The following is a 19,755-nucleotide window of genomic DNA, read 5'->3' as shown; positions in this document are numbered from 1 at the left end:
GCACCTCACGGGCGGCGCGTCCGGACCGTGGCGAGGACCTCCCGGTCGGGCTGGAGGGTCAGGCTCGGCACGGGGCGTATCTCGCCGGGGTCGAGGTCGAGCCGGAACCGACGGGCGAGGACAGCGAGGATCAGGACGGCCTCGACCATCGCGAACCGCGTCCCGAGGCACACCCGGGGCCCGCCGCCGAACGGGAACCACGCGTACTCGGGTATGTCGTCCCCGACCTCGCCCTCCACCGTGCCCCAACGCTCCGGGCGGAACTCGTCCGGATCGCCGAACCAGCGCCCGTCCCGGTGCGTGGCCCACTGGCTGCTCCACACCCGCGTCCCGGGCGCTATCGGCATCCCGCCGAGCTTCGCGCCCTCCCGGGCCACACCGGTGAGGAGCCAGATGGTCGGGTAGAGCCGGAGCGTCTCCTTCACGACGGCCTGCGCGTACGTCAGCTGGGCGTAGTCGTCGAAGCCCGGCTCACGGTCACCGAGGACCCGGTCCAGCTCCTCCCCCAGTGCGTCCCGCACCCGGGAACTGCCGGAAAGCAGATGCCAGGCCCAGACGAGGGTGGAACTGGTGGTCTCGTGTCCGCCGATGTAGAGGGTGACGGTCTCGTCGCGGATCTCCTGGTCTGAGAGGTGCGCGCCGGTCTCGTCCTGGGCGGCGAGGAGCCGGCTGAGGAGGTCGGGCCGGTCGCCGTCGCCATCGCCATCGCGGTGGCGGGCTACCACCCGGGCGACCTCGGCGTCGATGACGGCGGTGGCGCGCTTGATACGCGCCCTTCCCGGTGTGGGCACCCAGTCGGGCAACAGGGCTCCGATGCCGCTGAATTCGGCGCCGATCTCCTTCTGGGCGACATCCATGGCACGGCCGATGGACTCCGCGTCGGCGGCGGTGTCCACGCCGAAGATGGTCCGGACGGCGATCAGTTGGGTGAGGGCGGCCATCTCCTTCTTGATGTCGATGCGCTGTCCGTCGCTCCACCGGTCGGCCAGGCCGACGGCGCACTCGGCCATCGTGGCTGCGTAGGAACGCACCTGCTTGGGCCGGACGGAGGGCTGGACGAGGGAGCGCTTGCGGCGCCAGTCGGCGCCCTTGGCGACCACGACTCCGTTCCCCAGCAGCGTGCGGAAGGCTATGCCGAGGTCGGGCTGGTCGAAGGTGCTCTCGACCTGGGTGAGGAGTTCACCGATGGTGTCGGGATGCGCGATGAAGAGTGCCGGGCCGCGTCCGAAGCGCCAGCTGACGACGTCACCGCGCTCGCGCAGCCGCTCGAAGAAGGCGAGCGGGTCCTTGCCGAACTCCGGAAGGTTCCCGAGCAGCGGTACACCTCGTGGCCCCGGCACGATCGGGTGTCCGCCGGCCGTCTCCTCGACGGCGGCCGAACCGGCTTGCGTGGTCACGTGCGTCCCCTCCCAGCGGTGTTGCCCGGTGTGTGAGTCCATGGAATCGGAGAGGCCTGACACTCCGCCACCCCTGTGGACAACGCCCCTGTGGACAACTCCGCCCCTGCCGGACGAATACCGCGCCGTCGGGAAAGAAACCCTCGGTCAGCCCGACGGCAGCCCTCGAACGCCAGGAACACGCGGACACGCCGAGAGCACGTGGGCACGCGGAGAGCACGTGGGACGGGGACACGCCAAGGGCACGCCCGACGCACGCCTCGCGCACGCCGAGAGGCCCGTGGCGGCGGCCACGGGCCCCTGCAGGCGGGTTCGGAAGCGAAGCGTCAGCCCACCGAGCTGTACGCCACGACTCCCCTCAGCAGCGACTCCACCGCCTTGCGCGCGTTCTTGGCGACGGTGCTGTTCTCCTTCGGCGCCGCGGCCGCGATCTGCCCCAGGACGTCGATGACCTGCTTGCACCAGCGCACGAAGTCACCGGCGGGCATCTCCGCCTCCCGCAGGACCTCGTCGAGCCCCTTGTCGGACGCCCACTGATAGGCGGCCCAGGCGAAGCCGAGGTCGGGCTCGCGCTGTCCCACCCCTTCCGCCTGATTGATCTTGAACTCTTCCTCCAGGGCGTCGAGACGCCCCCAGATCCGCACCATCTCGCCGAGCGCGGCCTTGGCCTTCCCGGTGGGGAGCTTCGGCGCCACGGCGTCGTCGGACTGACGTGCCTCGTACACCAACGCCGAGACGCACGCCGCCAGTTCCGGCGGGGTCAGACCCTCCCACACCCCGTCGCGCAGGCACTCGCTCGCCAGCAGGTCGAGTTCGCCGTAGAGCCGGGCGAGCCGCTTGCCGTTGCCGGTGACCTCGTCGCCGCGCAGATAGTCGAGCTCGGTGAGGAGCGCGACGATCCGGTCGAAGGTGCGGGCGATCGTGTTGGTCCGGCCTTCGATGCGCCGTTCGAGCTGCCGGGTGTCACGCTCCAGCCGGTGGTAGCGCTCGGCCCAACGGGCGTGGTCCTCACGCTCGTCGCAGCCGTGACAGGGGTGCGCGCGCAGCTCGGTACGGAGCCGGCTGATCTCGCGGTCGTCGGCCGCGGCGGCACGCTGCCTGTGGTGCCGCTCGGGGTGGAGGTGGCCCGCCTTGGTGCGCAGCGCGGAGGCGAGATCCCGGCGGGACTGCGGGGAGCGCGGGTTGAAGGACTTGGGGATCCTCATGCGCTCCATGGCCTCGACCGGTACCGGGAAGTCGATCGACGCGAGCCGCTTGACCTGCCGTTCGGCCGTGAGCACGAGCGGGCGCGGCCCGTCGTGGGACTCGAAGCCGCGGTGGCCGTTGGTCCGCCCCGCCGGGATCCCCGGGTCGAGGACGAGGGCCAGTCCGGCGAACTTGCCCGTGGGCACGTGGATGACGTCGCCCGGCTTCAGCTTCTCCAGGGAGGCGGCGGCGGCCGCCCGCCGCTGCGCGGCGCCCTGCTTGGCCAGTTCGGTCTCGCGGTCCTTGAGGTCGCGGCGCAGTCGCGCGTACTCCTCGAAGTCCCCGAGGTGGCAGGTCATGCCCTCCCGGTAGCCCTCCAGGCCCTCTTCGTTCTTCTGGACCTGGCGGGAGATGCCGACGACCGACCTGTCTGCCTGGAACTGCGCGAACGACGTCTCCAGGAGCTCGCGCGAGCGGTGGGCGCCGAACTGGTCGACCAGGTTGACGGCCATGTTGTACGACGGCTTGAAACTGGAGCGCAGCGGATACGTACGCGTGCCCGCGAGTCCGGCGAGGTGGCCCGGGTCCAGACCGCGCTGCCAGAGAACGACCGCGTGGCCTTCGACGTCGATGCCGCGGCGGCCGGCGCGTCCGGTGAGCTGGGTGTACTCGCCGGGGGTGATGTCGGCGTGCTGCTCGCCGTTCCACTTGACGAGCTTCTCCAGAACCACGGACCGGGCGGGCATGTTGATGCCCAGCGCGAGGGTCTCGGTCGCGAAGACCGCCTTGACGAGACCGCGGACGAACAGCTCCTCCACGACCTCCTTGAACGTGGGCAGCATGCCGGCGTGGTGGGCGGCGATGCCGCGCTCCAGGCCTTCCAGCCACTCGTAGTACCCGAGGACGTGGAGGTCCTCGGACGGGATCGCGGCCGTGCGCTCCTCGACGATCTCGCGGACCCGCTGCCGCGCCTCGTCGTTGTTGAGCCGCAGGCCCGCGTAGAGGCACTGCTGGACGGCGGCCTCGCAGCCGGCCCGGCTGAAGATGAAGGTGATGGCGGGAAGGAGTCCTTCGGCGTCGAGGCGGTCGATGACCTCGGGCCGTCCGGGCGTCCAGATACGGGAGCGCTGACGGCGCTCGCGCTCGCGGTCGGCCTCGCGGACCATCTTGCCGCGGCGCCGCTCACGCGGGTTGTACGTACGGGAGTTCTCCGTGCGGGCCAGGCGCAGCAGGTCGGGGTTGACCTCGCGGCGCGCCGCGCCGCGGCCGCCGTGGTCGGTCTCCTCCTCGAAGAGGTCGTACATCCGGCGGCCGGCCAGGACGTGCTGCCAGAGCGGCACGGGACGGCTCTCGGAGACGATGACCTCGGTGTCGCCCCGGACGGTGTCGAGCCAGTCGCCGAACTCCTCGGCGTTGGAGACGGTCGCGGAGAGTGACACGAGAGTCACCGACTCGGGGAGATGGATGATCACTTCCTCCCAGACCGCGCCGCGGAAGCGGTCCGAGAGGTAGTGCACCTCGTCCATGACCACGTAGCCGAGGCCGCTGAGCGCCTGGGACCCCGCGTACAGCATGTTGCGGAGGACCTCGGTGGTCATGACGATGATCGGGGCGTCCCCGTTGACGCTGTTGTCGCCGGTGAGGAGGCCGACCTTGCCCGGGCCGTACCGCTTCACGAGGTCGGCGTACTTCTGGTTCGACAGCGCCTTGATCGGTGTCGTGTAGAAGCACTTGCGCCCCTGGAGCAGGGCGAGGTGGACGGCGAACTCGCCGACGATGGTCTTGCCCGAGCCGGTGGGCGCGGCGACGAGCACGCCTTTGCCCGCTTCGAGTGCCTGGCAGGCCTCGATCTGGAAGGGATCCAGACCGAACTCGTACATCTCGCGGAAGGGGGCCAGCGCCGTGGCCTGCTCGGCGTTGCGGGCCCGGGCAGCTGCGTACGCTTCGGCTGGTGTGAGGTCCTCTGTCATCTTGCTGTCGAGCCTACCCGCCACCTCTGACAGTGACGCGATCTTTAATGAGGGACCGAAGACCCGGCCGGAGGCGCCAGGACCCGCAGCGCTCCGGGCACGCAGTCGGCGGTCAGCGGAAGCGGTCCGAGCGGCTCGCCGTCGGCGTATCCGGTGACGTCAGGCGCGTCGAGAGTGAGGGAGCGGACGCGGTGGACGGTGACCGCGGGGTGGTCGAGGTGGGTGCCCCGGTAGACCCGCGGGAAGACCTTGATCAGCGTCGTACGCCTGCAGTCGCCGACGACGGTGACGTCGAAGAGCCCGTCGTCCATGCTCGCCCCCGCGCAGATCCGCATGCCGCCGCCGTACGAGGTGCCGTTGCCGACCGCGACGAGCGTGGCCTCGACCTGCCGCTCGGTGCCGTCGTCGAAGGTGAGGCGGTACGGGACGGGCCGGAAGGCGGCGAGCTCGGCGATCATCGCGAGGTCGTACCTGAAGCGGCCGACGGGCAGCCGCATACGGTTGCCGCGGTCGTTGACCCGGGAGTCGAAGCCGGAGGCGAGGACGGTGCCGAACCACCGGTCGCCGACCCTGCCCAGGTCGATGTCGCGCCCGGCCTCGCCCTGGAGCAGCTCGGCGGCGAGCCGGCCCGCGGCCGTCGGCGCACGCAGGGGCAGGCCGAGGGCGCGGGCGAAGTCGTTTCCGGTGCCGACGGCGACCACACCGAGCGGAGTACGGGTCCCGGCCACGGCCTGCAGGGCGAGGGAGACCATGCCGTCGCCGCCTACGGCGACGAGCGCGCCGGTTCCGCCCACGACGGCCTCGCGGGCGCGCCGCAGGGCGTCGTCGGCGTCGGCGCCGAGGAGGGTGCGGACGGTGAATCCGGCGTCCTCGAAGGCGCGAGCGGCGGGTCGCGCGGCGTGCGCGCCCCGGCCGCGACCCGCGGTGGGGTTCACGAGGAGGCTGATCTCGCGGGTCATGGGGGTCCCCCCCGGACGGAGCTGGGGGCAGGACCCTACAAGATCAGGTGATGTCGTCGTAACCGCCGGGACGGAGCGACCTTCCGCCGTCGGCCTCGCCGGCGGACTGCTCGCGCAGGGCGCGGGCGGCGCTGACCGTTTCGACGGCTCCGACGGCCTCGGGGGTGAGGTCGAGGCTGGAGGCCTCGTCGTCGTCGAGCTCGGCGTCCGGGTCCTTCCGGGCGCGGCGCCGGTCGTTCAGGATCGCGATGCCGACGGCGATGAAGTAGAGGACGATGATCGGCCCGGAGAGGGCGATCATGCCGAAGGGGTCGGTCGACGGGGTGGCGATCGCACCGAAGACGAAGACGCCCATGATCACGCCGCGCCACCAGCCCGCCATGCGCTTGCCGGTCACGACGCCGGCGAAGTTGAGCATGATCAGCAGCAGGGGCAGTTCGAAGGCGAGTCCGAAGACGAGCACCATGCGCGTGGTGAAGTCCAGGATGTCGTCGAGGGAGACGAAGTTCGAGGCGACCTCGGGCGTGATGCTGATCAGGACCTTCACGCTGACCGGCATGATCAGGTACGCGACGTAGGCGCCGGCGGCGAAGAGCGGCACGGCGACGGCGGCGAAGTAGTACGCGTAGCGCTTCTCACTCTTGTGCAGGCCGGGCGCGACGAACGCCCACAGCTGGTACAGCCAGACCGGAGAGGCCGCGATGACACCCGCCAGCATGACCACCTTCACCGTCGAGGTGAACGGTGACAGCACGGTCTGGTACGCGATGACGACGCAGCGCCCGCCGGTGTTGTCGGCGATCGAGGTGCCGGGCGGGCACTTCGGGACGGGCGAGGAGAGGAAGTCCATCAGCTGCTGGCTGAAGAACGCGGCCACCACCGAGGTCACGACGACCGCGAGCATCGCCTTGGCGACCCGGTTGCGCAGCTCGCGCAGGTGCTCCACGAGCGGCATCCGCCCCTCGGGGTCCTTCTCCTTCTTCGTGCGGGCAGGCTTGAGCAACCCACGTCCTCATCTCGTGCGGCAGGCCGTCGTGCAGCGGCCTTGGGGGTCGAGCGGGGTCAGCGCTGGGTGGTGTCCGAGGGCTCGGTCACGGGCCGGGCGGAGGTGACGTCGCCAGGGGAGGCCTTGATGGTGCGCTGCGCGGCCGGGGGCTGCTCGGCCGGCGGGTCGGCGGGGGCGGGCTGCTGGCCCTCCGACTTCATCGCCTTGGCCTCGCTCTTCAGGATGCGCGCCGACTTGCCGAGGGAACGGGCCATCTCGGGCAGCTTCTTGGCTCCGAAGAGCAGCACGATGACAAGGAGGATCAGGCTGATCTCGAGAGGGCCGATCTGACGGAACATAAGCGTGGTCTACCTTCTCATCGAGGCGGCGTGGTGCTGGTCTGGCGGCCGCCGCCCGGACTGGTGTCCGAACCCGACCGTCAGCGATCGTAACGCGCACGAGTAAACGCAGGGCAATCCCCGTGCGTACACCCGTTTGCGACCCGCACCTCATGAATCTGGGCCGCGATCAGCAGCGTACCCCGCGCTGCCGCAGGCGAGGAGACCACCACCCGCGCCCGCAGAGCGCTGCCGCACGGCACGGATTCCGTGTGCTAGCGCAGCGCCCCGCCGGTCTGGCCGAGGTCGGTGGCGGCGCGTTCGAGGTCTTCGGCGGCACGGTTGATGCGCTCGGTGGTGCGGGCCACTTCGCGGCCGAGTCGCTGGGCTTCGAGGAAGACCCTGATGGCGAGGATGCCGAGGACGGCGATACCGAGGAAGCCGAGTGCGATGGCGAGCATGGGCCAGAACATGTGCCGAGCCTAGACGCTGTCCGGATGCCGAGCGGTCCGGCGAGGCACGGGACGACCGCCGGGCAGGGCGTCAGACGGTGGAGGAGTGCAGCCGCAGGGTGCGGACGCCGCCGCCGGTGAGGAGTTCGACGATCCGCTCACCCGCGGGCTTGCGGACGGAGCTGCCGCACTCGGGGCAGGTGAACGAGTAGAAGGTGGTACGGCGGCTGGCGCCGATGGCGAGACGCAGGGCGCCAGCGGAGAGTTCGAAGCAGGCACGACAGTCCGGGCAGGCGGCCTTGAAGAAGACCGGTGCGATCGAAGCCGTCATTCCGTGCATCACGGACATTTCCCTCGTACCTCTCGTCCCGCGCTCTCGCTTGCCTGTACTCGGTCCCGCGTCCCCCACCACCACGTCTTCACCCTCCCCCGGCAACTGCGTCGACTCGGCGGGGAATGTCACACTCCCCTGCCTTACTCCTGGCCCTCGTACGCGGCGAGTGCCGCGGACGCCGCCTCTCTCGCACTGTCGGCGAGGTCCTGTGGGGACACGATCCGCCCGTCGCTGCCGAGCCGCAGCGCCAGCCGCCGCAACGAGGCGGGAGTCGGAGTGCGCAGCGTGATGCGCAGCCCGCCGTCGGGCAGCTCCTCGGCCCGGTCGTGCGGGTAGTACTCCGCGACCCAGCGGCCACCGGGTCCCACCTCGACGACGACCTCCGGGTCCTCCGCGGACGGCTGGACGAGCCCTTCCGACAGATCCCGGAGTTCGAGCTCCGGCGGCGCGGCGTGCTCGTCCAGGATCCGGATCTCGGCGACCCGGTCGAGACGGAAGGTGCGGCGCGCCTCGGAGAGCCGGCACCACGCCTCCATGTAGGTGTGCCCGACGGCGAAGAGCCGGATCGGGTCCACCTCGCGCTCGGTCAGCTCGTCACGGGCGGGCGAGTAGTACCGCACCCACAGCCGCCGGCGCTCCGAGATCGCCCGGTCCACCTCGGCGAAGACACCGCCCTCGGACTCGAAGGTGACCGAGAGCCGCGCGCTCGCCCCGGCGACCTCACCGGCCGCCGTCTCCAGCTTGGCGGTGGCCCGCAGCAGGGCCTCCCGGTCGCTCTCCCGCAGCCCGGGCAGCGTCGCCACGGCCCGCGCGGCGACCAGCAGCGCCGTCGCCTCGTCCGCGGCGAGGCGCAGCGGCTCGGCCACATCGTCCGGGTTGTGCCACCAGATCCGGTCACCGTCGGTGTCGATGTCGAGCAGGTCGCCGCCGCGGAAGCTCGTGCCGCACATCGGCAGCACGTCGAGGTCCGAGATCAGCTCGTCCTCGGTGATCCCGAAGGCGCGGGCCACGTCGGCGACATGCGCGCCGGGCCGTTCCCGCAGGTAGGTGACGAGGGAGAGCATCCGCCTCGTCTGGTCGATCGCGTTCGCAGCCATGCTGTACGTCTCCCCCTTCAGCCCTTGGCCACGGCGCGCAGCCGGTCCACCACGTCGGCCCGCAGATCCGCGGGCTCGATGACGACGACATCGGGACCGAACTCCACGAGCCAGGCGTCCAGGCCGTGCCCGTACGGAATCTCCAGCTCGTCCCAGCCGTCCGCGCCCTCGTGCACGGACTGGGCGCGGGCCCGCAGCGGGTAGCCGCAACCGGCACGCAGGCGGATGCGGGCGGAGCGGGTGGCGCTCTCGCCGGCCCAGCTCTCCACGGTCTCGCGGACGGTGACCACGTCGGGCACGGGCGCGGTGAAGGCGCCGGCCCGGGAGCGGACCTTGCCGGTGATACGGGAGAGGCGGAAGACCCTCTCGGCACCACGGTCGCGGTCCCAGCCGGCCAGGTACCAGTGGCCGCGCCAGCACTCCAGGGTCCACGGCTCGACCTGGCGGGTCTCGGGGCGGGCCGCCGTCGCCTTGCGGTAGTCGAAGACGACCGGGCGGCGGTCGCGGCAGGCCAGCATCAGGGGCTCGAAGGCGGCCTCGTGCACCGGGATGCGCGGTTCGAGCGCGCTGTGCTGGGCGTCGTACGAGTCCTCGGCCTCGGGCATGCCGGCCGCGCGGAGCTTCTGCAGGGCGCCGCTGGCGGCACCGGCGAGGCGGGCCTGCTGCCAGACCCTGGCGGCCAGGCCGAGCGCCGCGGCCTCCTCGGCGTCGAGGGTGATCGGGGGGAGCCGGTTGGAGTCGCGGCGGGCCAGGTAGCCGGTCTCGCCCTCCAGGTTCTCGACGGTCTCGATGACCAGGCCGAGCTCGCGCAGATCATCCTTGTCGCGCTCGAACATCCGGTTGAAGGAGTCGTCGGTTCCGGCTTCCATGTAGGCCTCGATGGAGCCGCGCAACTCGCGCTTGCTGAGCGGTCTGCGGGTCCCGAGCAGGCAGAGGGCCAGATTCATCAGCCGCTCGGCCTTGGCAATCGCCATCGACGCCCTGCACCTCTTCTGCCGGATTGACTTCTGGGGACATCCGACCGTACCGCCCCGGGGTGTCCGGGCAAAAGCCGAGGGCCCGTGCCTCGGCAGGCACGGGCCCTCGTTCGAGCGGATCCGGTCAGCGCTTCTTGACCGCGACCAGGTCGCAGACGAAGATCAGCGTCTCGCCGGGGGCGATCGCGCTGCCCGCACCCCGGTCGCCGTAGGCGAGGTGCGCGGGGATGACCAGCTGGCGGCGGCCGCCGACCTTCATGCCCTGCACGCCCTGGTCCCAGCCCTGGATGACCTGGCCGACACCGAGCTGGAAGTCCAGCGCGCTGCCGCGGTTCCAGGAGGCGTCGAACTCCTCACCGGTGGAGAAGGCCACACCCACGTAGTGGACCTTGACGAAGTCGCCGGCGCCGGCCACCTCGCCGTCGCCCTCCCAGATGTCCTTGATCTCCAGGTCGGCCGGCGGCTCGCCGCCCGGGAAGTCGACCTCGGGCTTCTCGATGCTCACTGCAGTGTGCTCCTCAAACTGATGAACCGCGCAACGGTGAAGTGCGCGACCGGGACAGTCTTACATCTTCGCCAGGATGTCGACGGCGAACACCAGCGTGGAGTTCTTCGGAATCCCCTGCTGCTCCTGGTCGCCGAAGGCCTCGGACGGCGGGGCGACGATCAGGATGCGGCTGCCGACCTTCTTGCCGGTGATCCCGTTCTTGAGGCCCTTCAACGTGAGCTGTGCCAGCGGGAAGTTCTGGGTCTTGCCCGTCGCGTACGTCGAGTCGAAGACCTTGCCGTCCTTCCACAGCGCCGCGACGTAGTTCACGACGACCGTGTCGGTGCCCTGCACGACCTCGCCCTTGGACTCCAGGATGTAGTTGGAGACGAGCTTGGTGGGCGGGTCCACCTTCGGCACGGTGAGCGAGGGGGCCTTGCCGTCGGTGTTCGTACCGACCTTGGGAAGGTCCTTGTTGTCCTGGGCGACCTCGGTGCCCTCGGCGGACTTCGGGATCGTGGTGGACTTCAGGATGTCCACGACGAAGACGAGGGTGGCGTTGGGCTTGATGTCACCCTGGCCCTGCTCCCCGTAGCCGAGTTCCGGGGGGATGCCGATCTCGACACGGCTGCCGACCTTCTGGCCCTCGAGGCCCTGGTCCCAGCCCTTGATGACCTGGCCGGCACCGAGGGTCAGGTCGAACGGCGTCCCCCGGTCGAAGCTGTTGTCGAAGGGGGTGGTCGAGTCCCAGGCCTGGCCCAGGTAGTTCACCTGGAGCGCGTCGCCCTTCTTCGTGACCGCACCGTCGCCCTCGCTGATCACGTTGACCTTGAGCTCCTTGGGCGGGTCGCCCTCGCCCTTCGAGAGGGTGGGCTTCTCCCCGAACTTCTCACCCGCGGTAATGGCGGGCAGCCCGTTCTTCATCTGGGCGGAATCGGAGCCTCCGTCGTCGCTGCCGCAGGCCGCGGTCGAGAGCAGCAGCAAGGGGACGACCAGTAGGCCGGCAAGTCGGCGCACGTGTTCCTCAGATCTCAGACGGCACATTAGTTGCTCGACACTCTAGGGGACCGTCCGGACAGGCCAAGGGCCCCGCGCGTCGATCGCGCGGGGCCGCGGCACTTCGTACGCCGATGTCCTACATTCCGGCGATCAGTTTTTCCACCCGGTCGTCGACGGACCGGAAGGGGTCCTTGCACAACACGGTGCGCTGCGCCTGGTCGTTGAGCTTGAGGTGGACCCAGTCGACGGTGAAGTCCCGTCGTTGCTCCTGCGCACGGCGGATGAAGTCGCCGCGCAGTCGCGCCCTGGTGGTCTGCGGGGGCACGGACTTGCCCTCGAAGATCTTCAGGTCGTTGCAGATCCGTGCCGCCTGCCCCTTGCGCTCCAGCAGGTAGTAGAGCCCGCGGCGACGGTGGATGTCGTGGTACGCGAGGTCTATCTGCGCGACGCGCGGGTGCGACATGGTCATGTTGTTCTTCGCCCGGTACCGCTCGATGAGCTTGTACTTCATGACCCAGTCGATCTCGGTGCCGATCCGGTCCAGGTCCTCGGCCTCGATCGCGTCCAGCGCGCGGCCCCACAGCTCCAGGACCTGGGCGACCGTGCCCGTACGGATACCCCTGCGGTCGACGAAGTCCGCGGCCTTCTCGTAGTACTCGCGCTGGACCTCCAGGGCGGAGGCCTCTCGGCCGCTGGCGAGGCGGACCTTGCGCTGGCCGGTGATGTCGTGGCTGACCTCGCGGATGGCCCGGATCGGGTTCTCCAGCGTCAGGTCGCGCATGACGGTGCCCGCCTCGATCATGCGCAGCACGAGGTCGGTGGCGCCGACCTTGAGCAGCATGGTCGTCTCGGACATGTTCGAGTCGCCGACGATGACGTGCAGCCGGCGGTAGCGCTCGGCGTCCGCGTGCGGCTCGTCACGGGTGTTGATGATGGGACGGGAGCGGGTCGTCGCGGAGCTGACGCCCTCCCAGATGTGCTCGGCCCGCTGGGAGACGCAGTAGACCGCGCCACGCGGGGTCTGCAGCACCTTTCCGGCGCCGCAGATGAGCTGTCGGGTGACGAGGAAGGGAATGAGGATGTCCGCCAGCCGGGAGAACTCGCCGTGGCGGGCGACGAGATAGTTCTCGTGGCAGCCGTAGGAGTTTCCCGCCGAGTCGGTGTTGTTCTTGAAGAGATAGACGTCGCCCGCGATTCCCTCCTCGTGCAGGCGGCGTTCGGCGTCGACGAGCAGGCCTTCGAGAATGCGCTCGCCGGCCTTGTCGTGGGTGACCAGTTCGGTCACGTTGTCGCATTCCGGCGTTGCGTATTCCGGATGCGAACCCACGTCCAGGTACAGGCGGGCGCCGTTCCGCAGGAAGACATTGCTGCTGCGGCCCCATGACACGACACGGCGGAAGAGGTAGCGCGCCACTTCGTCAGGAGACAGTCGGCGCTGTCCCCTGAACGTGCACGTGACGCCGTACTCGTTCTCCAGCCCGAAAATGCGGCGGTCCATGTCTGAACATTACGCCTGAAGGCCTGAGCTGAAACCGGGTTCGACGGCCCCGTTTCGATCATTTTCCGATGAGTGCGTGTTCTTTTCGGTGTGGCCCGCCCCGCCCGTGGCCGCGCTGACGGCGTGTCGCGTGCCGCGTCCGGGCGCCGCGAGCACCCGGCCGGTGGCCAGCAGGACCAGGAGGGCCACCGCGCCACCGGCTCCGGCGACGGCGAAGCCCGCGGTGGTTCCGGCGAGTTCGACGACCGGCCCGGCGACCGCGGAGCCCAGTGCGGCGCCCACGCCGAAGGTCGTGACGAGCCAGGAGAAGGCCTCGGTGACGGTGCCGCTCGGGGCGTGCCGGTCGACGACGATGAAGCCGCAGGCGAGGGCGGGGGCGAGGAAGACGCCGGAGAGCGCCGCGAGGGCGGTCATCGGCAGGACACCGGGGGTGAGCATGAGCGGGAGATAACCGAGGGCGAGCAGACCGACGATGACCGTCAGCCGCCGCTCGGGGGCGCCCGCCCAGCGACGGGCGCCGTAGAGGACGCCGCCTGTCAGCGCGCCGAGGCCGAGGGCGGCCATCAGCCAGCCGTACGCGGATTCGTTGCCCCGGTCGTCGGCGTACGCGAGGCCGGCGACCGTGATGGAACCGAGGGCGAGCCCGACGAAGAAGAACGAGCCGAGCAGGGCCAGGAGGCCGGGCGAGCGCAGGGCGCCGAGCCAGTGCGCCTCGCGGGGCTCCGAGCGCCACGCGCGCGAGGGCTCGGAGAGGACCACGGAGAGCGCCCCCAGGACGCCCAGGACGTTGAGGACGAACAGGGCCGCGGCGGGCGACCAGAGGGCCACCAGGAGGGTCACCAGCAGGGGGCCGACGGTGAACATGACTTCCTGGGCGACGGCGTCCAGTGCGTAGGCCCGGTGGACCCGGTCCTCCCGGCCGAGGACGCTCGGCCACAGGGCACGCAGCCCGCCTTCGAGGGGCGGGGTGAAGAGCCCGGCGACGACGACCGCCGCGTAGGCGAGCGCGAGGGGGCTGATTCCGGCCAGGGCCAGGACGATCATGCCGAGGGCGGAGACGAGCGCGGCGGGGAGCTGGACGCGCGGCTGCCCCTTCAGGTCGACGGCGCGGCCGAGGAGCGGCTGCCCGACGGCGGTGGCGATGCCGTACGCGGCGGTGAGCCCGCCCGCGAGGCTGTAGCTGCCGCCCTCGGAGCGGACGAAGAGCACGATGGCGATGGGCCCGGTGCCGTTGGGGAGCCGGCCGACGAGCGTGCCGGTGAGCAGCCGCAGCGCGTGCGGCGCCCTGAGGATGTCGCGATATCCGCGGCTCTCCTTGGCCTCGGTGGCCATGTCGTCTCCTCTCCCCCGGTGCCCACCCCCGAGGTTTTACGTATAACGTCCGGGGTCATACGTACCATGGCGGGATCCCACGGGTCCACCCCGAGGGCAGCGGACCACCTCTCGCGGAGGCACGAGTGCAGACCCCAGAGTCCCCCGGCTCGGCGCGACCCACCAGTCGGGACGTCGCCAGGGCCGCCGGGGTGTCGCAGGCGACCGTCTCCCTGGTCCTCGGCGACAAGTGGCGGGGCCGGGTCTCGGAGCGCACCGCCGAGGCCGTGCGCGAGGCCGCCCGCACGCTCGGATACCGGCTGAATCTCGCCGCTCGGAACCTCCGCCTCGGCCGCACGAGGACCGCGCTTCTGGTCGTCCCGGCGCTCACCAACGAGTTCTTCGCCCGGGTCTACACCGGCGCCGCCACGGTCGCCGCCCGCCACGGCTTCGGCGTCGTGCTCTACCCCTCCCCCGACGGCGTCGGCCCGGCCAAGGACCCCTTCGCCTCCGCGCGGGCCGCGCTCGACGGGATCATCGCCTCTTCCATGGCCGCCGACGCCCTGAAGGCCTTCCACGGCACCGACCTGCCGCTGGTCATGCTCGACAGCGACCCCTCCGACACCGGCGCGGCCGCCCACGTCAACCTCGACATCGCCGACGGCATGCGTCAGGTCGCCGCCCACCTCAGCGCCCTGGGCCACCGCCGCTTCGTCCATCTGGCCTCGGCGGTGCCGTCCTGGACGTTCGACGTCCGCGCGGCGGCCCTCACCGACGCGCTGGGCGACGCCGACGTACGGACGGTCCGCGCACCCCTCGACGTGGACGGCGCCCGCGCCGCCGCCGAACGCGCCCTCACCGGCCCGGGACCGCACCCCACGGCCCTGATCTGCGACGACGACGTCCTCGCCGCCGGCGCCTGCAAGGCCGCGCGCCGACTCGGCCTGCGCGTCCCCGAGGACGTCTCGGTCACCGGCTTCGACGATCTGGCGCTCGCCACCGCCGTGGAGCCGGAACTCACGACCGTACGGCTGCCCGCCGAGCACATCGGCGAACGCGGCATGGCCGCCCTCCTGGCCGTCCTGGCGGGCGACAGCCCCGACCCCGGCGACCTCCCGGTGACCCTGATCCCCCGAGCCTCCTCCGGCCCCGCCCCAGCCTGAACGGCCAGGCCCTGCCGGAGCGGAGCCGAAGCGGCGTCGAAGCGGGCCCGGTCCGGGGCACGACGGCCGGTCCGGGCCGCGCCGGCCTGCCGGAGCGCGCACGGCCGATCCCGACCACCGGCCGGTCCGAGGCACGACGGCCGGTCCGGGCCCCAGCCGGGCGGTCCGGACCGGCCCGGTGCGGGCGCGACGAAGGCCCCGGGCCGCTCTCGGCGGGGCGGTTTCCAGGGGCCTTCGTCTCGTCGTGCTCTTCCGGAGTTCTACCCCTCCGAGTCCTCCGCGATCTCGTCGGACGGCTCGTCCGTCTTGGCACTCGCCGCGTTGTCCGCGTCCAGGAGGCGCGCCAGCTGACGCCCGACGATCCGCTTGAACTTGCGCTGCTGCGGACGCTTGCGGTCGAGGACCGCCACCTCCAGACGCTCCGCGGGGATCTCCCGCTCGCTGCCGTTGGTGTCCCGCGAGAGGGCCTGCACGGCCAGCTTCAGCGCCTCGGCGAGCGACATGCCGTCACGGTGCCGCTGGTCGAGGAAGCTGCTGATCTGCTCCGCGTTGCCGCCGACCGCGACCGAGCCGTGCTCGTCCACGATCGAGCCGTCGTGCGGCAGCCGGTAGATCTGGTCGCCCTCGGGCTCCTCGCCGACCTCGGCGACGACCAGCTCCACCTCGTACGGCTTCTCGCCGGCGCTGGAGAAGATCGTGCCCAGCGTCTGGGCGTACACGTTCGCCAGGCCCCGGGCCGTCACATCGTCACGGTCGTAGGTGTAGCCCCGCAGATCGGCGTAGCGCACACCGCCGATGCGGAGGTTCTCGTACTCGTTGTACTTGCCCGCCGCAGCGAAGCCGATCCGGTCGTAGATCTCGCTGAACTTGTGCAGCGCGCGGGACGGGTTCTCACCGACGAACACGATGCCGTCGGTGTACTGCAGGACGACCAGACTGCGGCCTCGGGCGATGCCCTTGCGGGCGTACTCCGCCCGGTCGGCCATGGCCTGCTGGGGTGAGACATAGAACGGAGTCGACACCGGCTACCCGTCCCTTTCTTCTGGGATTCTACGGACGACGAGTGGTCAGAGCAGGGCCGCGCGCGGGCCGTCGGGCTGCTCCAGGCGCCGATCGGTGACCGAGCGGGCGAGCGAGGAGGACTCCTCCTCGGTGAGCCTGCGGAAGCCCTCGTCGGTGATGACGGTGACGATCGGGAAGATACGGCGGTACAGGTCCGGGCCGCCGGTCGCCGAGTCGTCGTCGGCAGCGTCGTACAGCGCCTGGACGACCAGCGTGGTGGCCTGCTCCTCCGTGAGATCGGGGCGGTACAGCTTCTTCATCGAACCCCGGGCGAAGACCGAACCGGAGCCCGTGGCGGCGAAGCCGTGCTCCTCGGAGCGGCCGCCGGTCACGTCGTAGGAGAAGATGCGGCCCTTCTCCTTGCCCTCGTCCCAGCCGGCGAAGAGCGGCACGACGGCCAGACCCTGCATGGCCATGCCGAGGTTGCCGCGGATCATGGTGGACAGACGGTTCGCCTTGCCCTCCAGGGAGAGCGTCGCGCCCTCCACCTTCTCGAAGTGCTCCAGCTCCAGCTGGAACAGCTTGACCATCTCGACGGCGAGACCGGCGGTTCCGGCGATGCCGACGGCCGAGTACTCGTCGGCCGGGAACACCTTCTCGATGTCGCGCTGCGCGATCATGTTGCCCATGGTCGCCCGCCGGTCACCGGCGAGCACGACTCCACCGGGGAAGGTCACGGCGACGATCGTCGTGCCGTGCGGCGCCTCGACGACACCCTCCGGCAGCTGCCGGTTGCCCGGGAGCATCTCCGGCGAGTGGGCGGAGAGGAAGTCGATGAACGAGGACGAGCCCGGCGTCAGGAAGGCAGCTGGTAGACGCCCGGTGCTACGAGTGTTGGCTTCCACGCGTGTCCCTCCACGTATGCGGCGGCCCGCCTCATGGCGTCGGGCCGATCCTTGAACTGCCCCAGGGCTGCATTGCAGCTGAAGCACAGTACGCCACGGACCCTACCCGTCTCGTGACAGTGATCCACATGCTCGGCAGGAGCGGCGAGGCAGATACAGCAGACGCCGACCTGCTCCTTGATCATCGCATCCAACTCCGTCGGGCTGAGGCCATACTTGCGCCTGAAATAGCTGATGCGATTCCGCTCTGCACGGCAATCGCGACAGTAGCTGGACCATCCGTCCGACGAGGTCCTGTTGCGCTCCCATTCACTGTGAGGCTTGATCTCCTCACAGTCCGGGCACCGTTTGTGTCCTTGCGGCACGGGTACCTTCACCCGCACTGCCCGTCCCATGGCCTCCTGCCGCTGACGGTAGTAAGCGGCAGCGCATTCCTTGCAATACGCCTGGAGCCCGTCGGACGTGGACCGATTACCGGCGAAGGCTGCCCGCGGTTTGTGCTCCTTGCACCGCGAACAGCGCTTCGCCTCGACGCCTTCCGCCACTCGCCCCACCCCGGCCCTTCGATTCGAAGGGAATCGACCTTTACTGTCCACCCTTCTGAACGAACGACCTCACGAAATCCTCAGCGTTCTCCTCCAGGACGTCGTCGATCTCGTCCAGGACGGAGTCCACGTCCTCGCTCAGCTTCTCCTGGCGTTCCTGGAGGTCGGAGCTCCCCTCCGCGGTCGTCTCCTCGACCTCCTCCGTGGAACGCGTCGCCTTCTGCTGTCCGCCGCCGGTGTCCTTGGTCGCCATATCCCTCACCCCGCTCGAATCGGCCCGCTCGGTTGGGTCTCTCAAGATCAGACCCTACAAGCCAGGTCTGACATCGGCCCCGCAGTTTGCTACAACGTCCGGGCACTAGTCCCATGATTCCCAGTGCCCGGCCATTTCAGGCGCCCGACAGGACACGGACCAGTTCCTCCGCCGTCCTGCACCGGTCGAGCAGCTCCTTCACGTGGTTCCTGGTGCCCCGCAGGGGCTCCAGCGTCGGCACCCGCTGAAGTGAGTCACGGCCGGGGAGGTCGAAGATCACGGAGTCCCAGGACGCGGCCGCCACGTCGTCCGCGTACTGCTCCAGGCACCGGCCCCGGAAGTAGGCCCTGGTGTCCTCCGGAGGCTTGGTCTCCGCCCTCTCGACCTCGGTCTCGTCCAGGAGCCGCTTCATGCGCCCCCGGGCCACCAGGCGGTTGTACAGGCCCTTCTCGGGGCGCACGTCGGCGTACTGCAGGTCCACGAGGTGCAGCCGCGCCGCGTCCCAGTCGAGGCCGTCACGCCGCCGGTAGCCCTCCATGACCTCGCGCTTGGCGATCCAGTCCAGCTCGCCGGCCAGACTCATCGGATCGTTCTCGAGCCGGTTGAGGGTGTCCTCCCAGCGGACCAGGACGTCCTTGGTCTGCTCGTCGGCGTCCACGCCGTAGCGCTCCTCCACGTACTTCCTGGCCAGCTCGAAGTACTCCATCTGGAGCTGGACCGCGGTGAGTGTCCGGCCGCTGCGCAGCGTGACGAGGTACTGGAGGCCGGGGTCGTGGGAGACCTGGTGGAGGGTGCGGACGGGCTGGTCGACGGCGAGGTCCACGTTGATGAACGAGTCCTCGATCATGGAGAGGACCAGCGCCGTCGTGCCCAGCTTGAGGTAGGTGGAGATCTCCGAGAGGTTCGCGTCGCCGATGATCACATGGAGCCGGCGGTACTTCTCGGCGTCCGCGTGGGGCTCGTCGCGGGTGTTGATGATGGGCCGCTTCAGGGTCGTCTCCAGGCCGACCTCGACCTCGAAGTAGTCGGCGCGCTGGCTGATCTGGAAGCCGTGCTCGCGGCCGTCCTGGCCGATGCCGACCCGTCCCGCACCGGTGACCACCTGCCGGGAGACGAAGAACGGGGTGAGGTGGCGAACGATGTCCGAGAAGGGCGTCTCCCGCTTCATCAGGTAGTTCTCGTGGGTGCCGTAGGAGGCGCCCTTGTTGTCGGTGTTGTTCTTGTACAGGTGGATGGGCTGGGCGCCGGGGAGCTGGGCGGCCCGCTCGGCGGCCTCCGCCATGATCCGTTCGCCGGCCTTGTCCCAGAGGACGGCGTCGCGCGGGTTGGTGACCTCGGGGGCGCTGTACTCGGGGTGGGCGTGGTCGACGTAGAGCCTGGCTCCGTTGGTGAGGATCACATTGGCCAGGCCGATGTCCTCGTCGGTGAGCTGACTGGAGTCGGCGGCCTCGCGGGCGAGGTCGAAGCCGCGGGCGTCCCGCAGCGGATTCTCCTCCTCGAAATCCCAGCGGGCGCGGCGCGCCCGGTGCATCGCCGCCGCGTAGGCGTTGACGATCTGGGACGAGGTGAGCATGGCATTGGCGTTCGGGTGGCCCGGAACGGAGATCCCGTACTCCGTCTCGATGCCCATTACTCGCCGTACGGTCATGCGGCCCTCCTTGCCCGGCGGCGCTCCCCATCGGGTGCGGCGCTACAAGTACCGACGAGCCTAGAGCGACTCCACGCCGGTGGGGAGATCGATTACGTCATTCCTGCGGAGAAAATGCGGGGAAAAGCGTCCGGCTGTTGGGGGCCTTGGGGCCTGGTCCCCGCCACCAGGGGGTGGGGCCAAAGGCACGCCCCGTTTTTGTCCCCATTTCGATGGAGCGTTCGCGGTCCTCGCCCCCCTTTTCTGTGGC

The 19,755-nt window shown here is 70.3% G+C and carries 19 protein-coding genes; 1 reads left to right on the top strand and 18 read right to left on the bottom strand.

Going from position 1 to position 19,755, the window contains the following annotated elements:
- Positions 1–5: 5 nt before the first annotated feature.
- The 13 genes from ACFUJR_RS10485 to ACFUJR_RS10425 all read right to left on the bottom strand — a co-directional run bounded on the left by ACFUJR_RS10485 (position 6) and on the right by ACFUJR_RS10425 (position 14,010).
- Positions 6–1,397 (bottom strand): cytochrome P450, encoded by a 1,392-nt coding sequence (locus tag ACFUJR_RS10485; protein WP_383169294.1) that lies wholly within the window; start codon positions 1,395–1,397, stop codon positions 6–8.
- Positions 1,398–1,723: 326 nt separating this feature from the next.
- Positions 1,724–4,552, bottom strand: coding sequence for a DEAD/DEAH box helicase (locus ACFUJR_RS10480; protein WP_383169292.1), 2,829 nt, complete (start codon positions 4,550–4,552; stop codon positions 1,724–1,726).
- Between the two features lie 44 nt (positions 4,553–4,596).
- Positions 4,597–5,511 carry a diacylglycerol kinase gene (locus ACFUJR_RS10475; RefSeq protein WP_383169290.1) on the bottom strand — a complete coding sequence of 305 codons (915 nt, stop codon included), beginning with the start codon at positions 5,509–5,511 and terminating at the stop codon, positions 4,597–4,599.
- A 43-nt stretch (positions 5,512–5,554) separates the two neighbouring features.
- Positions 5,555–6,466 (bottom strand): twin-arginine translocase subunit TatC, encoded by a 912-nt coding sequence (tatC, locus tag ACFUJR_RS10470; RefSeq protein ID WP_383169331.1) that lies wholly within the window; start codon positions 6,464–6,466, stop codon positions 5,555–5,557.
- A gap of 107 nt (positions 6,467–6,573) precedes the next feature.
- Complete coding sequence (tatA, locus tag ACFUJR_RS10465) at positions 6,574–6,855, bottom strand: Sec-independent protein translocase subunit TatA (RefSeq protein WP_383169288.1); 282 nt, start codon at positions 6,853–6,855, stop codon at positions 6,574–6,576.
- Positions 6,856–7,109: 254 nt separating this feature from the next.
- A complete protein-coding gene (locus ACFUJR_RS10460; protein ID WP_383169286.1) occupies positions 7,110–7,307 on the bottom strand; it encodes a hypothetical protein in 198 nt (65 codons plus the stop codon).
- 70 nt (positions 7,308–7,377) lie between these two features.
- Positions 7,378–7,617, bottom strand: coding sequence for a hypothetical protein (locus ACFUJR_RS10455; RefSeq protein ID WP_383169284.1), 240 nt, complete (start codon positions 7,615–7,617; stop codon positions 7,378–7,380).
- A gap of 143 nt (positions 7,618–7,760) precedes the next feature.
- A complete protein-coding gene (locus tag ACFUJR_RS10450) occupies positions 7,761–8,717 on the bottom strand; it encodes a helix-turn-helix transcriptional regulator (protein ID WP_383169282.1) in 957 nt (318 codons plus the stop codon).
- 17 nt (positions 8,718–8,734) lie between these two features.
- Entirely contained in the window at positions 8,735–9,691 is a 957-nt protein-coding gene (locus tag ACFUJR_RS10445) for a helix-turn-helix transcriptional regulator (RefSeq protein ID WP_383169280.1), read from the bottom strand.
- Positions 9,692–9,818: 127 nt separating this feature from the next.
- Positions 9,819–10,199 carry an FKBP-type peptidyl-prolyl cis-trans isomerase gene (locus ACFUJR_RS10440; RefSeq protein ID WP_383169278.1) on the bottom strand — a complete coding sequence of 127 codons (381 nt, stop codon included), beginning with the start codon at positions 10,197–10,199 and terminating at the stop codon, positions 9,819–9,821.
- Between the two features lie 60 nt (positions 10,200–10,259).
- Positions 10,260–11,198, bottom strand: coding sequence for an FKBP-type peptidyl-prolyl cis-trans isomerase (locus ACFUJR_RS10435; protein ID WP_383169276.1), 939 nt, complete (start codon positions 11,196–11,198; stop codon positions 10,260–10,262).
- A 118-nt stretch (positions 11,199–11,316) separates the two neighbouring features.
- On the bottom strand, positions 11,317–12,678 hold the full coding sequence (gene pafA, locus ACFUJR_RS10430) for a Pup--protein ligase (protein WP_383169274.1): 1,362 nt from the start codon (positions 12,676–12,678) through the stop codon (positions 11,317–11,319).
- Positions 12,679–12,687: 9 nt separating this feature from the next.
- Positions 12,688–14,010: an MFS transporter gene (locus tag ACFUJR_RS10425; RefSeq protein WP_383169272.1), complete on the bottom strand. Its 1,323-nt coding sequence runs from the start codon at positions 14,008–14,010 to the stop codon at positions 12,688–12,690.
- Between the two features lie 125 nt (positions 14,011–14,135).
- Here ACFUJR_RS10425 and ACFUJR_RS10420 point away from each other — a divergent pair, with 125 nt between their 5' ends.
- Positions 14,136–15,152, top strand: a complete 1,017-nt coding sequence (locus ACFUJR_RS10420) for a LacI family DNA-binding transcriptional regulator (RefSeq protein ID WP_383169270.1) — start codon at positions 14,136–14,138, stop codon at positions 15,150–15,152.
- Between the two features lie 260 nt (positions 15,153–15,412).
- Here ACFUJR_RS10420 and prcA read toward each other — a convergent pair whose 3' ends face one another.
- The 5 genes from prcA to dop form a co-directional block, all read right to left on the bottom strand.
- Positions 15,413–16,174 (bottom strand): proteasome subunit alpha, encoded by a 762-nt coding sequence (prcA, locus tag ACFUJR_RS10415; RefSeq protein ID WP_383169268.1) that lies wholly within the window; start codon positions 16,172–16,174, stop codon positions 15,413–15,415.
- A 45-nt stretch (positions 16,175–16,219) separates the two neighbouring features.
- Positions 16,220–17,059 (bottom strand): proteasome subunit beta, encoded by an 840-nt coding sequence (gene prcB, locus ACFUJR_RS10410; RefSeq protein WP_383169266.1) that lies wholly within the window; start codon positions 17,057–17,059, stop codon positions 16,220–16,222.
- On the bottom strand, positions 17,011–17,244 hold the full coding sequence (locus ACFUJR_RS10405) for an endonuclease VII domain-containing protein (protein WP_383169264.1): 234 nt from the start codon (positions 17,242–17,244) through the stop codon (positions 17,011–17,013). The genes prcB and ACFUJR_RS10405 overlap by 49 nt, the downstream gene beginning before the upstream one ends.
- A 400-nt stretch (positions 17,245–17,644) precedes the next feature.
- Positions 17,645–17,857 carry a ubiquitin-like protein Pup gene (locus ACFUJR_RS10400; RefSeq protein WP_383169262.1) on the bottom strand — a complete coding sequence of 71 codons (213 nt, stop codon included), beginning with the start codon at positions 17,855–17,857 and terminating at the stop codon, positions 17,645–17,647.
- A 136-nt stretch (positions 17,858–17,993) separates the two neighbouring features.
- Entirely contained in the window at positions 17,994–19,505 is a 1,512-nt protein-coding gene (dop, locus tag ACFUJR_RS10395; RefSeq protein WP_383169260.1) for a depupylase/deamidase Dop, read from the bottom strand.
- Positions 19,506–19,755 lie beyond the last annotated feature (250 nt).

This window comes from Streptomyces sp. NPDC057271, from assembly GCF_042668715.1.
Taxonomy (GTDB): Bacteria; Actinomycetota; Actinomycetes; order Streptomycetales; family Streptomycetaceae; genus Streptomyces.
Note: the sequence above shows the minus strand (reverse complement) of the source record. Positions and strands in the feature narration are given on the sequence as shown.

Bases quoted from the DNA above. Each gene is read 5' to 3' on its own strand.
- ACFUJR_RS10480 (WP_383169292.1), bottom strand. From the start codon at position 4,552: ATGACAGAGGACCTCACACCAGCCGAAGCGTACGCAGCTGCCCGGGCC.
- ACFUJR_RS10475 (WP_383169290.1), bottom strand. From the start codon at position 5,511: ATGACCCGCGAGATCAGCCTCCTCGTGAACCCCACCGCGGGTCGCGGC.
- tatC (WP_383169331.1), bottom strand. From the start codon at position 6,466: ATGCCGCTCGTGGAGCACCTGCGCGAGCTGCGCAACCGGGTCGCCAAG.
- tatA (WP_383169288.1), bottom strand. From the start codon at position 6,855: ATGTTCCGTCAGATCGGCCCTCTCGAGATCAGCCTGATCCTCCTTGTC.
- ACFUJR_RS10460 (WP_383169286.1), bottom strand. From the start codon at position 7,307: ATGTTCTGGCCCATGCTCGCCATCGCACTCGGCTTCCTCGGTATCGCC.
- ACFUJR_RS10455 (WP_383169284.1), bottom strand. From the start codon at position 7,617: ATGACGGCTTCGATCGCACCGGTCTTCTTCAAGGCCGCCTGCCCGGAC.
- ACFUJR_RS10450 (WP_383169282.1), bottom strand. From the start codon at position 8,717: ATGGCTGCGAACGCGATCGACCAGACGAGGCGGATGCTCTCCCTCGTC.
- ACFUJR_RS10445 (WP_383169280.1), bottom strand. From the start codon at position 9,691: ATGGCGATTGCCAAGGCCGAGCGGCTGATGAATCTGGCCCTCTGCCTG.
- pafA (WP_383169274.1), bottom strand. From the start codon at position 12,678: ATGGACCGCCGCATTTTCGGGCTGGAGAACGAGTACGGCGTCACGTGC.
- ACFUJR_RS10425 (WP_383169272.1), bottom strand. From the start codon at position 14,010: ATGGCCACCGAGGCCAAGGAGAGCCGCGGATATCGCGACATCCTCAGG.
- ACFUJR_RS10405 (WP_383169264.1), bottom strand. From the start codon at position 17,244: ATGATCAAGGAGCAGGTCGGCGTCTGCTGTATCTGCCTCGCCGCTCCT.
- ACFUJR_RS10400 (WP_383169262.1), bottom strand. From the start codon at position 17,857: ATGGCGACCAAGGACACCGGCGGCGGACAGCAGAAGGCGACGCGTTCC.
- dop (WP_383169260.1), bottom strand. From the start codon at position 19,505: ATGACCGTACGGCGAGTAATGGGCATCGAGACGGAGTACGGGATCTCC.